Annotated in this window: 11 protein-coding genes; 8 read left to right on the top strand and 3 right to left on the bottom strand. The window is 67.2% G+C overall.

The window, feature by feature from the left end; genetic code table 11:
* The first annotated feature begins 258 nt into the window (after positions 1-258).
* The 8 genes from AC3WLZ_RS16905 (at position 259) to AC3WLZ_RS16870 (ending at position 9221) form a co-directional block, all read left to right on the top strand.
* The gene (locus AC3WLZ_RS16905) at positions 259-1473 is read left to right on the top strand and encodes an amidase family protein (RefSeq protein ID WP_492470870.1); all 1215 of its coding nucleotides are present in this window, start codon (positions 259-261) and stop codon (positions 1471-1473) included.
* A gap of 49 nt (positions 1474-1522) precedes the next feature.
* A complete protein-coding gene (locus tag AC3WLZ_RS16900; protein WP_492470869.1) occupies positions 1523-3040 on the top strand; it encodes an ABC transporter substrate-binding protein in 1518 nt (505 codons plus the stop codon).
* Positions 3041-3099: 59 nt separating this feature from the next.
* Entirely contained in the window at positions 3100-4035 is a 936-nt protein-coding gene (locus AC3WLZ_RS16895; protein ID WP_492470868.1) for an ABC transporter permease, read from the top strand.
* Between the two features lie 4 nt (positions 4036-4039).
* Positions 4040-5776 carry an ATP-binding cassette domain-containing protein gene (locus AC3WLZ_RS16890; RefSeq protein WP_492470867.1) on the top strand — a complete coding sequence of 579 codons (1737 nt, stop codon included), beginning with the start codon at positions 4040-4042 and terminating at the stop codon, positions 5774-5776.
* A complete protein-coding gene (locus AC3WLZ_RS16885) occupies positions 5773-6627 on the top strand; it encodes an ATP-binding cassette domain-containing protein (protein WP_492470866.1) in 855 nt (284 codons plus the stop codon). The genes AC3WLZ_RS16890 and AC3WLZ_RS16885 overlap by 4 nt, the downstream gene beginning before the upstream one ends.
* Positions 6624-7520, top strand: coding sequence for a nitrilase-related carbon-nitrogen hydrolase (locus AC3WLZ_RS16880; protein WP_492470865.1), 897 nt, complete (start codon positions 6624-6626; stop codon positions 7518-7520). The genes AC3WLZ_RS16885 and AC3WLZ_RS16880 overlap by 4 nt, the downstream gene beginning before the upstream one ends.
* Entirely contained in the window at positions 7517-8764 is a 1248-nt protein-coding gene (locus AC3WLZ_RS16875; protein ID WP_492470864.1) for an MFS transporter, read from the top strand. The genes AC3WLZ_RS16880 and AC3WLZ_RS16875 overlap by 4 nt, the downstream gene beginning before the upstream one ends.
* 88 nt (positions 8765-8852) lie before the next feature.
* The gene (locus AC3WLZ_RS16870; RefSeq protein WP_492470863.1) at positions 8853-9221 is read left to right on the top strand and encodes a hypothetical protein; all 369 of its coding nucleotides are present in this window, start codon (positions 8853-8855) and stop codon (positions 9219-9221) included.
* Here AC3WLZ_RS16870 and AC3WLZ_RS16865 read toward each other — a convergent pair whose 3' ends face one another.
* The 3 genes from AC3WLZ_RS16865 to AC3WLZ_RS16855 all read right to left on the bottom strand — a co-directional run bounded on the left by AC3WLZ_RS16865 (position 9222) and on the right by AC3WLZ_RS16855 (position 11707).
* Positions 9222-10910 (bottom strand): DNA/RNA helicase domain-containing protein, encoded by a 1689-nt coding sequence (locus AC3WLZ_RS16865; RefSeq protein ID WP_492470862.1) that lies wholly within the window; start codon positions 10908-10910, stop codon positions 9222-9224.
* Positions 10911-10949: 39 nt separating this feature from the next.
* The gene (locus AC3WLZ_RS16860) at positions 10950-11270 is read right to left on the bottom strand and encodes a nucleotide pyrophosphohydrolase (RefSeq protein ID WP_492470861.1); all 321 of its coding nucleotides are present in this window, start codon (positions 11268-11270) and stop codon (positions 10950-10952) included.
* An 80-nt stretch (positions 11271-11350) separates the two neighbouring features.
* Positions 11351-11707, bottom strand: a complete 357-nt coding sequence (locus tag AC3WLZ_RS16855) for a class I SAM-dependent methyltransferase (RefSeq protein WP_492470860.1) — start codon at positions 11705-11707, stop codon at positions 11351-11353.
* Positions 11708-12257 lie beyond the last annotated feature (550 nt).

Genomic DNA, 12257 nt, shown 5'->3' with positions numbered 1-12257 from the left:
CCAGATTGGTACGTTTGGACACAAAATACGCTGGCCCCTCGCCCGGAAACTCGCCATGTTTCCGTGACGTTGCGCGTCTATTAAGTCTTGCTTCCGCAGTAAATCCCCGCGTATTCGGCGTGGTCTACTGCTTTTGTGATCAACCTAACGCCTATTGCACCGCCGGTTTCGTCCTTCGGCGAGCAAAAATGGAACGCGGCCCGGAGTCGCATCCGCGCGTTCGACGGCGGCCACAACGGGCTGAACGCGATCAGTTCCTTGGCGCCTCGACCGGCCGCCCTTCCCGAGGGGCCGCTGAGCGCGGTGACCGTCGCCGTCAAGGACAACATCGACGTCGTGGGCCTTCCGACCACGACGGGATCCCTCGCTCTCGAGGGCGCTGCGCCTCTGCGGAACGCCGACGTCGTCGACGCGCTCCGTGACGCGGGCGCCCTGCTCGTCGCCAAGACCACCCAGCTCGAACTGTCCGGCTGGGTGACGTTCGCCGCACCGGCGGGCTACAGCGCACTCGGTGGCCGCCCGCTCAACCCCCACAACCCGCGACTGTCGACGGGCGGCTCGAGCTCGGGTGCCGCCGTCGCGGTCGCGGCCGGGTACGTCGATGTCGCCATCGGCACCGACACCGGCGGATCGATCCTGAATCCGGCGGGCCTGAACGGTGTCTTCGGCCTCCGCCCCACGGCGGGCCGGGTCAGCGTCCGCGGCGTCGTCCCGATCTCACCGCGTCAGGACACCCCGGGACCCATGTCGCTCTCGTCGCGGCACCTGGCGGCCACGATGTCGGCGATCGTGCGCGAGCCCGCGGACGAGTTCCATTCGCGCCTCGACGACCGCCGCATGGAGTCATTGAGGGTCGGGATCCCGATGCTCGCGGGAGTCTCCGGCGAGGACCTGGCCCACTGGCGCGAGCGGCTCGCACACCTTCGGGCTGCCGGCGCCACCCTGGTCCCCCTGCTCGAGGATCTCCCCTGGCGGGGCCACGGAGACCTCACCGTGCCCACCTACGACTTTCGCGAGAACATCGGCGCCTACCTCGCCGGCGTGCAGGCGCCGACCGGAGTCGACGACTTCGATTCGCTCGTCGCCCACTACCTCGCCGACCCATCCACCCGGATGCCGTACGGCGCGGACAATCTGCTCCGGTCGGCCGAAGTCGACCTGGAGCGGGATCGACCTCACCGCGACGACGTCTGGCAGCTCGAGCGATCCGGCACGCGTCGCACCCTCGAGCGGATCCACGAGCGGTTCTCCGTCGATGTCGTGCTGTTCCCCGGCGGCGGTGCGGCCTACTTCAGTTCGAAATCGGGGTACCCCGCGCTCGCGATCCCGGGCGGCGTCGGCACCGACGGACTCATGCACTTCACTACCGCACTGGCGACGGAGCCGGATGCGGAGCAGATGCTTCTCGATCTCGCCTACGGACTCGAGAAGAACCTCGGCGCACCGGCATCCGCCCCCTTGCCCGAGGAATGACCCGCCCACTCCCGTTCTCTTTGCAATACCCGACTCGATAGGAAATCGCGTGCGAAGAACTCTCCTCTCCGCCCTCGCCGTCGTCATGACCGGCGCATTGTTGGCCGGCTGCTCCGGCTCCTCCGCCACCGGCTCCGCCGACGGCGCAACCGACGAACTGGGCATCGCCGTCATCGGACCGCTGACGACGTACGACCCGATCCTCTCCGACTCCGGCGTCGCGCCGTGGATGCTGCAGCCGGTCTACGACCAGCTGATCCGCTACACGGTCGACGGCGGTTTCGAACCCAACCTCGCCACGTCGTGGGAGCGTCCGTCCGACCTCGAGTTCGTGATGACCCTGCGTGAGGGCGTCACCTTCAGCGACGGCACCCCGTTCAACGCGGAAGCCGTCAAGGAGAATCTCGACCGTGTCGCCGGCGCCGCGGGCCCCGACGCCAGCCTCTTCTCGAAGGTCGCGTCCGTCACGGTCGTGGACGACTCCACCGTGTCGCTCGCCCTTTCCTCGCCCGACCCCTCCCTCGAGCTGACGCTCTCGAAGAACCTGGGCATGATGGCCAGCCCCGCCGCGATCGAGGGCGGGACCCTGGCGACCGCGCCGGTCGGCACCGGGCCGTACACCCTGGATGCCGCCGAATCGCTCACCGGCGATCACTGGACCTTCGTCCGCAACCCGGACTACTGGGGCGGTGCCGACGCGTTCCCGTACGACGAGCTGCGATTCAAGAAGTACGCGGATGCCAACGCGGTGCTCAACGCCGTGCGAGCGGGCGAAGTCCAGGTCGCCTACGGTGCCGCCGACACGGCCGACGCGGCGAAGTCGGCGGGTCTGAACGTCATCACGGCGGAGACGAACACCGTCGGCATCGTCCTCTCCGACCGCGACGGCACGATGCTCCCCGCGCTCGGTGACGTCCGCGTGCGGCAGGCGCTGAACTTCGCGATCGACCGCGAGGCGATCCTCAACACCGTCGCACTCGGCTACGGGACGGTGACCGACCAGTGGTTCGGACCCCAGACCGCCGGTTACGACGAATCCCTCGAGGGCACGTACACGTATGACCCCGACCGGGCGCGGAAGCTCCTCGCCGAGGCGGGGTACCCCGACGGGTTCGAGATGGCGATCACGATCCCGCCGATCCACACGGCTCTCATCCAGGCGATCCAGGGGTACTTCGCCGAGATCGGAGTGACCGTCACGATCAACGACTCCCAGGCGAACTTCTTCCCCGACGTCCAGAAGGGCGTGACCCCGGCGTACACGTTGCAGAACGCCCAGCTCGACCTCTTCTCGCTCGCGCCGAACATCCTCTTCCCCGGTGGGCTCCAGAACCCCTTCAAGTCGGAGAACACCGAGATCAGCGACCTCTACGCGCAGATCGCGACGGCGACGCCCGAGGATGCCGCCGAGAAGTGGCAGGAGATCAACGGCATCCTGACCGAGGAAGCCTGGTTCGTGCCGATCTACAACGGCTACACGATCGCCTACGCCGACCCCGGTGTGAACGTCCAGATCTGGCCGGGGATGAGCACCCCCTGGATCTACTCGTTCGCCCCCACGTCCTGACGACCGGGTGGTGAGCGGACCGACCTCCGCTCACCACCCCTTCCTCGAAAGGAGGCACGATGCTCGCTGTGATCGGGCGACGGATCGCCCTCGCCCTCCCCATCCTCTTCGTCGTTTCGCTCCTCACGTTCCTCCTGGTGCCGTTCCTCCCCGGTGACCCCGCCACGGCGATCCTGGGCGAGTCCGCGTCCGCGGAGCAGATCGCCGCCCTGCGCTCGCAACTGGGCCTGGACCTGCCGATCGGGGAACGGTACGCGCAGTGGCTCGGGTCCGCCCTCACCGGCGACCTCGGGCAGAGCTACTTCTCGTCGCAGCCCGTCGCAGACGTCGTCGCGGGCCGCATCGGCGTGACGCTGTCGCTCGCGTGCGCCGCCACCGTCCTGACCGTCCTCGTCGGCGTCTCCCTGGGGGCGGCGGCCGCGGTGCGGGGCGGGGCGCTCGATCGGATCGCGCAGGTCGTGGTGACCCTGGGCATGTCGGTGCCGGGCTTCTGGCTCGGTCTCGTCATCGTGATCGTGTTCGCCATCTGGTTGCGGGTCCTTCCCCCGTCGGGCTACACCGACCTGTTCGACGACCCGGGCAAGTGGGCGCGCTACATCATCCTTCCCGCCGTCGCGCTGGCGGCCGGAGCCACCGCCGCGGTCGCGCTGCAGACCCGCGCGGCGATGCTCGGCCTCATGAACCAGGAGTTCGTGCGCACGCTGAGAGCGAAGGGGATCAGCCCCCGCTCGATCGTGTGGGGTCATCTCCTCCGCAACGCGGCCGGACCGATCATCGCCGTCGTCGGCCTGCAGTTCATCACGATGCTGGGCAACGTCGTCGTGATCGAGCAGGTCTTCGGACTCCCCGGGCTCGGCAGCCTCATCTTCGAGGCCGTCAACCGTCTCGACCTCCCGCTCATGCAGGCGCTCGTGCTCGTCATGGCTCTTCTCGTGATCGTCGTGAACCTCATCAGCGACGTCATCGTCGCCTGGCTCAACCCGAAAGTGCGGTGACCTCATGGCATCCTCGTCCGCTTCCCGTCGCCTCCGCCTTCCGCGTCCGACGTTCGGTCTCACGCTGGCGGTCCTTTGGCTGGTCGTGATCGTCGTCGGGTGCTTCGGTGCGCCGCTCTTCACGGGGTACGACCCCGTCCAGCAGGACCTGTCCAGCGCCATGCAGCTTCCCTCGCTGGTGCATCCGCTCGGCACGGACGCGCTCGGCCGCGACGTCCTCTCCCGTCTGCTCTACGGCGGCCGGGTGAGCCTCTTGAGCGCCGCGGAGGCGGTCCTGGTGGCCGCGGTGATCGGCGTCTCGCTGGGGCTGATCGCCGGGTACTCCAGCCGCGCGGTCGACACGGTGATCTCCCGCGTCTTCGACGTGGTGCAGAGCGTGCCGGTGATCGTGCTGCTTCTCGCGATCCTGGCGATGACCGGTCGCAACATCTACAGCGCGATGGCCGTGTTCGGACTCATCACCAGCCCGGTCTTCTACCGACTGTCACGGGATGCCGCGAGGTCGGCCAGCGCCGAGGCCTACGTCGACGCCGCCCGCGTCTCGGGCCTGCCGGAACATCGCATCCTCCTGCGGCACGTGGCACCCAACATCGTCACCCCGGTTCTCGTGCAGGCCAGCGTGATCCTGGGCATCGCCATGCTCACGGAGTCGGGGCTGAACTTCCTCGGACTCGGAACACCGCCGCCCGCGCCCAGCTGGGGCGGACTCGTCAGCGACGCGAGCGCCGCGATCAACCGCCAGCCGTGGCTCATGGTCCCCTCGGGACTCGTCATCGTCTTCACGGTGCTCTCGTTCGCCGTCATCGGCGACCACCTGCGTTCGCGGCTCCGCGGAGCGCAGGTCTCCGGAGCACCGTGGCGGCCGACCCTGCGGAAGCGACCGCTCCGCATCAGGGAGTCGGGCGAGACCGACGGCGTCCTGGACGTGCGAGACCTGACCGTTCGCGTCGCGACCGACGGCGGGGCCACGATCCTCCACGGGGTCGACCTCTCCGTCCGAGCCGGCGAACGCGTGGCTCTGGTCGGCGAATCCGGCAGCGGCAAGACCATGACCGCGATGGCGATCCTCGGGCTCATCCCTCGCGGCGTCGAGGTGGACGGCGGAAGCATCCGATTCGAGGGGCAGCAACTGCTCGGGCGAACCGATGCGCAGCTCAACCGGATCCGCGGGACTCGTCTGGCCTACATCGGCCAAGAGCCCATGGTCGCGCTGGATCCCGTCCGCACCGTCTACAGCCAGATCAGCGAGGTCCTCGAGACGCACCGCATCGTGCCGCGCCCACAGGTTCGTGCGCGGGTGCTGGAGCTCCTGACGAAGGTCAACCTGCGGGATGCCGCGGGCGTCGCCGCGTCGTACCCGCATCAGCTGTCCGGTGGCATGGCCCAGCGCGTCTGCATCGCCATGGCCCTCGCCGGCGAACCCACGCTGCTGATCGCCGACGAGCCGACCACCGCGCTCGATGTCACGGTGCAGGCGGAGATCCTGCTGCTTCTGCGCTCGCTCACTGAGAGCACCGGGATGGCGCTGGTCCTCGTCACGCACGACTTCGGAGTCGTGGCCGACATCGCCGATCGCGCCGTCGTGATGCGCAACGGGTCCGTCGTGGAGGAAGCGCCGGTCGAGGAGCTCTTCGCCTCACCGGTGCATCCGTACACGCGTGCTCTTCTCGCGGCGAACCCGTACGGACGTGCCCCGCTCACCCCGCTGCCCACCCTGAACGCCCTGATGGAGTCGCGATGAACGACAAGACGGCCCTTCTCGACATCCAGGACCTCGACGTGACCTACCGGCGGCGGGGACTGCGCACCCGACTGCACCGCGCGGTCAGCGGCGTGAACCTCTCGATCGCCCGCGGCAGGACCCTGGGGCTGGTGGGCGAGTCCGGATCGGGGAAATCCACCATCGGCCGCGCGGTCGTCGGGCTCGTTCGCCCGGCACGGGGGCGCATCCTCTTCGAGGGGAACGATCTCGCCGGAATCGCGACGCGGGCCCGTCGGGAGATGAGCTCGCGCATCCAGATGATCTTCCAGGACCCGTACAGCTCCCTCAACCCGACGAAGACGATCGAGGAGTCGCTTCGCGAGCCGCTGGAGTTCCACCAGCGCCTGTCGTCCGTCGACGCGGGTGCGAAGGTGCGGGGTCTTCTCGATCACGTCGGCCTTCCCACGGATGCCGCCCGGCGTCTCCCGCGGGACTTCTCGGGCGGTCAGCGGCAGAGGATCGCGATCGCGCGGGCCCTGGCGGTCGACCCCGAGCTGATCGTCTGCGACGAGCCCACGAGCGCGCTGGACCTCTCAACCCAGGCGACCGTGCTGAACCTGCTCCTCGACCTCCAGCGCGAACTCGGGCTCACGTACCTCTTCATCTCCCACGATCTCGCCGTGGTGCGGCACATGGCTCACGACGTCGCCGTGCTCGAAGCCGGCCGCATCGTCGAATCCGGGCCGGCGGATGCCGTGACCACCCGGCCGACGGAGGAGTACACCAAGCGCCTGATCATGGCATCCCCTGTCCCCGACCCCATCCGCCAACGCGAACGCAGGACGGAATTCCGCCTCCTCGACGCGGCTTCGAAAGGAAACACCCCATGAGCGAACGTCGATTCACCGTCGCGGCCGTCCAGAGCGAGCCCGCGTGGTTCGATCTCGAGGCGACGACGCAGAAGACACTGACACTGATCGCGGAGGCCGCCGCCGCGGGCGCCGACCTGATCGCGTTCCCCGAGGTGTGGCTCCCGGGCTACCCGGTGTTCCTCTGGCTGGGGACGGACGAATGGCAGGCCGACCAGCGGGAGCACTACATCGCCAACTCGGCGGTGTACGGCGGGCCCGAGCACGTCCGTATCGCGGATGCCGCGGCGGAGCACGGCATCCAGGTGGTCCTCGGTCTGAGCGAACGCGATGACGCCGGCCGCATCTACATGGCGCAGTGGATCATCGACGAGACCGGCGCGACGGTCCTCGCGCGCCGCAAGCTCAAGCCGTCGTCGGTGGAGGGTTCGTTCTTCTCTCCGGGCGACCCCGAGACCAACCTCGTCGTGACGGACACGAGCATCGGAACGATCGGCGCGCTGAACTGCTCGGAGCACAAGCGACCGATGCTCCGTCACGTGATGTACGGGCTCGGCGAGGAGATCCACGTGGCCGCGTGGCCCGCGTTCGGGCTGGTTCCCGAGGTCGTGTCGATGGGCGCCAAGGTGAACATGGGGGCGACGAGCTTCTACGCAGCCGAAGGCGGCATGTTCGTCGTCGCGCCGACGCAGGTGATCGGCGAGGAGTTCGCACAGCGGTACTCGGACACGCCGGAACGCGCCGGCAAGATCAGCGTGGGCGGTGGTGCGACGCACATCTTCGGCCCCGACGGTCAGGATGTCGTGGAGCCTCTCGCGCACGACCACGACGGCATCCTCGTCGCCGAGATCGACCTCTCGCAGGTGCGCCGGATCTTCGACGCGGATCCGCTCGCGGCCGTGCCCCTTCCGTGACCCAGGGCACCTACGGCGAGGAGTCCGCCGGTCGCGGGCTCCTCGCCGCTCTGGCGCGCATGTTCTCGTCGTTCGCCGATCTGAGATTCCGCCGGTACGCGATCGGCGCGCAGTTCGCCTACACGGGGAGCTGGATGATCCAGCTCTCGCAGTCGCTGCTCATCCTCGAGCTTTCCGGCGGGAGCGGCGCGCTCCTGGGGATCACGCTCGCGATCCAGTCGCTCCCGCTGCTGCTGTTCGGGCCGTGGACGGGGGTGCTCGCCGACCGCATCGGCCCCCGACGGGTGCTGATGGCCGGCGAACTGATGATGATGACCGTCGCCACGACGCAAGCGGTCTTCATCGCCCTCGGCCTCGCCTCGATCACGTCGGTGCTCGTCCTCGCCGCTCTCTTCGGTCTCGGCTCCCTCATGGAGCAGACGATGCGATCGGCCGTCGTCGTCGACCTCGTCTCCACGGGTCGGATCGCCAACGCCGTCAGCCTCAACGCCCTCTTCCTCCAGCTGGGGCGCTTCGTCGGCCCCGCCGTCGGGGGCGTGCTGGTGGCGTCGACGGGGTTCGTTCTGCCGTTCGCCGTGGGGGCCGCGCTGTTCGGGGGATTCGCTCTCGTCCTCGCGACGCTGGGAGGGTCGCGCCATGCGGCCGTGGCATCCGTGTCGAAGGGGCTCGGACCCGCGCTCGCGTTCATCAGACGCGACCCGGTTCTCCCCGAGGTGCTCGTCATCGCCGCCGTGGGGGGACTCGTCGGACCGAACTTCGTCACTTTCGCGACGCTGATCCTCACCGAGGATTTCGATGCCGGTCCCGAGCAGGTGGGGTTGGCCGCGACGGCTCTCGCGGTCGGCACGATCGCGGGCGCCCTCGTCGCCGCTTGGCGCAACAGCACGTCGGTCGTCCTGGTGCGATGGGGAGCCGTCGGGGTCGGAGTGCTCGCGATCCTCGCACTGGCCAGCCCGAACATCACCGTCTACATGATCACCCTCGTCGCGGCCGGATTCGCCGCGATGATGCTGGTCACGCAATCCGGCAGCACGGTCCAGGCTCGCGCGACCGCGGAGCTCCGCGGACGGGTGTCGGCGGTGTTCTCGGTCTTCCTCCTCGTCGGCATTCCCGTCGGAGCCCCGGTCTTCGGCGTGCTCGCGGACTCGCTCGATCCCCGCTTGGCCTCGGCCGTCCTCGGGGCCACGGTTCTCGTCTGCGTGCTCATCGCCTGGCTGACGCTGGGAAGGGCACGTCGGTCGTGAGCGGCGTCGCCCGGCGGCGCGGCGCTCGCGTCACGCTCCGCGGCGCGCGGACGCCGCGGAGCCCGACTGGCAGACCACGCTGAATGCCGTGCTCGCGCAGCCCGAGATCGGCACAAGTGTCGGCTTCTCCGGCGGAGTCATCGCCGTCGGCTTCCGCCTCGCCGCGATCAAGCCTCGCATTGCGGCCGCGGGTCTCTACGCTGGAAGCTACGTGCCGCGCTCGACGATGGACGAGGCGCGGAGGGTCGGCGTCGCGATCCATGTTCGTCTGCAGTGGGATGACGAAGGCAAAGACCGCCAGGCCGCTTTCGACCTGTTCGACGCGTTCGCCTCGACCGAGAAGAGGCTCGTCGCCAACATGGGCGGGCACACGGGCGTCCCAGCGTTCGCGGGGGAGGATGGCGCGCGATTCTTCGTGCGGCACGTTGGCCGGTCCGATCCGTGCACAGGAAGCTGACTAGGACGCCGGGGAGGCGAGCGCTGCGCGGATGTACTCGCGAAGAGCAGGGTCGCAGACGTAGACGTAGGTTCCCAGCACGCCCCGCGTGAGTAGCACCGCGTAGATGTTTTGGATCAAGTTCAGGAGGTCGCTGTCGGTCGTTTCCCGCTTCAGCTTCCGTAGATGTTCTTTGCCCTTCTTGTCGCGGTACGCGTCGCGGTCGACGATGACTTCACGGGTTTCGGGGTCGTACCGAAGATCTGAGCCGATGATCACGCCCGTGTAGTTCAGGTCGTACCCCTGAACAGTGTGTATGGATCCGACTTCGTCGATCGAACTCGGAGAGTTGATCCAATCTTTGTCCGTTCGGTTCCAGGTGAATTCAATCTCTTCGATCGCGAAGTCGAAGCCGGGTCGTTTGTTTCGCGTCTTCCAATCCCAGGCGAACCCCGCGACCAGGCGGGACAGCCCCACCTCGCTCTCGCGTTCACGGATGGCGCCCTGCATCTCGGCGACGCTCGCGAAGAAACGCAGATCGTAGTCGCCGAAATCCGGGCGGCTCCCTGCGGTGCTCGCGCCTCGAAGCATGGCGCGCATGAACCCCACGTAATCAGCCTCCGCCCGCACACGCATCTGCTGCGCGAGGGGGAAACGCCTGTGGGTGTTCTGCGCACGGGTGATCTCTGAGTGAAGAACGTTTCGGGGGAGGTCCGCGGGGCGGACCGCCTGGTGTTCGTCGATCAGGAGGATTCGGTGACTACTTTGAGTCTGGATCCAGTCGAGCTGCGTCTTGTTGAGATCATCAGAGCCGAAGAGCGTCTCGTTGATCTGGATGAACTGTCGATTGCGCACACCCGAGGACTGGTTCGCTCGTTGGTTCAAGCGATGTGTTTCATCGACGATCAAGAGGTCGAAGGGAGTGGATGACGCTCCTACGTCGAACGGGCTCAGTACTTGGCGTGAGTCCATCCGGGGAGTCTTCTTGAAAACCTTCCTGATGGACTCCCGAAGCGACTGTTGAGGAACGACGAGGCCGATACGGACATCCTGGAGAAGCTCGCGGTTCTCGGGCACGAAGAACTCGGAGAAGATCGAGTCTTGCTCGATCTCGTCAGCATCGTCATAGTCGCGAATGTCGGCTAGGAGCTTCACAAGGTAGATGGCGACGATCGTCTTCCCGGTGCCCGGGTTGCCGTGGATCACGCTCGTGGACTGCGCGCCACTCGCCAGATCGGCGAGAAATGCTTCGACGATCTGCTCCACGGCGATCGCTTGTTCGCGAGTCAGAACTTTGAACGGAGAGAGCTTGAAGAGGTCGCTGTTCTCGATTTCCGGGATCGTGCGCTGGAAGATGCCCTTCGAACGCAGTTGCTCGAAGACATCGCGAAAAGTCTCGCGGTAGTGCTCTCGCTCGTAGTACTGCGCATCGATGATGCCCTCGTTACCGTTCAGGACGGTGAAACGTCCGTCGCCGGCGAGCCAGCGGATCAGGTGCGACTCGAGGTCGAGGCAGGCTGACTTGTTGAACGTCTCATCGATGACAACATGGGCGCGACGAAATCCGCTCTTCGAGGGGGCCTGCAGATGTTGTCGCATCCGAGACGCCGCGCTGACCGTCTCTCCGACGTAGACGGACGGCGACCGCGAGGACCCCGCGCTGTCGAGAATATAGACGACCGGCCAGTTCGTTCGTCTTTCGCCGCCCACGTAGATACCGCCGAGCCCGTGAAGTCGACGTGCTCTATCTCAAAGGGCGTCATACTTCGTGCTCCGACCTCGAGACTTGTCGACGGGGTACTTGGCGCGCGTTGCGATCAGCTTTTCCAGGACGATCTCGTCCAAATCAACGTGCAATTGCTCGGCGAGCAGCGTGCAATAAGTCACCACGTCGGCGAGTTCCTCTCGGACGCGCGCCACATCCCCGTCGTCGCTCCATTGGAAACATTCCAGTAGTTCGCCAGCCTCGATCGAGATGCTTTTCGCGAGGTTGGCGGGTGTATGGAACTGTGCCCAATCGCGTTGTCCGACGAACTCCGCCAAGGCTTCTCGCACACGTTGACTGGTCACGGTGCGACCGTAACCCACGGGCGCGGCTTCGGCGCGCTTCTGTTGTCAGACCGGCCGCGATCGCGAGGGCCCGAGCCATCTCAGCGGGCTTCGCACCACACCGCACCCACTGGCCGCTCCCCCACTTCGGCGCGCCGTGCGATGTCAATTGCGACGAATCCCGCGTTCTCCAGCGCACGCAACATTCCCTCTAGGGGCCACCGATATGCGCGAACCACCGCGTGATCGAACGGCTCGACTCCCCTGGACGAATCGAAGTAGCCCAGCATCAACGTGCCGCCCCGGCGGAGTGTCCGGTGGAACTCGGCGAGCGGGGTGCCGATGTCGGAGGGGCTGTAGTGGATGATCGAGAACCACGACAGGATGCCGCCGAGTGCTCCGTCCGACTCGTGGATCGCCTCGATGCTGCCGAGGCCGAATCGGGCCGAGGGATACATCGAGCGGGCGTGCTGGATGAACTCGGGAACGCGGTCGATTCCGCTATGTCCACGCCTAGGCCCGACAGGTGGTGCGTCCACTGACCCGGTCCGCATCCCGCATCAACGGTGCGTCCGACTACCGAGAGCGCCCATGAGACCACGAAGTTCCAATCCTCGGGATGAACGGCATCCATCGTCCCGAGCCTCAGTGCGCACTCTTCGGCGCGGCTCGAGTAGGCGGCAGTCACATCGGGCACGATCCGAGGCTACCTAGCGGGCGACATCGCCCGTAGCCTGACGCCACCTCCACCGCTCATGTCGAGCACGATCCGAGCGTAGGGATCCTCTGGCGATGGGAGGCCGCGGACTTATTCGACCACCGACACACTCGCGCCACACGCGGGCCCGGAGGTCGTGGGGCCGCCGGAGTTGGCGGAGGCGTTCGCGGTAGTGGCCGAGTGGTTCGCGCGGGCGAGCGGCAGGATGCCACGCTGCTACGCCTGAGCGGGCGTTGACGTCACCGGGTCTCGCGGGGGATGGGCGGGGCGGTTGTCGGCCTTGTAATTCG

It is taken from the genome of Microbacterium sp. FW305-3-2-15-F-LB2 (assembly GCF_058787255.1).
Note: the sequence above shows the minus strand (reverse complement) of the source record. Positions and strands in the feature narration are given on the sequence as shown.

Excerpts from the sequence above, each read along its gene's own strand:
- AC3WLZ_RS16895 (WP_492470868.1), top strand. The coding sequence starts at position 3,100 with ATGCTCGCTGTGATCGGGCGACGGATCGCCCTCGCCCTCCCCATCCTC.
- AC3WLZ_RS16890 (WP_492470867.1), top strand. The coding sequence starts at position 4,040 with ATGGCATCCTCGTCCGCTTCCCGTCGCCTCCGCCTTCCGCGTCCGACG.
- AC3WLZ_RS16855 (WP_492470860.1), bottom strand. The coding sequence starts at position 11,707 with ATGTATCCCTCGGCCCGATTCGGCCTCGGCAGCATCGAGGCGATCCAC.
- AC3WLZ_RS16880 (WP_492470865.1), top strand. The coding sequence starts at position 6,624 with ATGAGCGAACGTCGATTCACCGTCGCGGCCGTCCAGAGCGAGCCCGCG.
- AC3WLZ_RS16885 (WP_492470866.1), top strand. The coding sequence starts at position 5,773 with ATGAACGACAAGACGGCCCTTCTCGACATCCAGGACCTCGACGTGACC.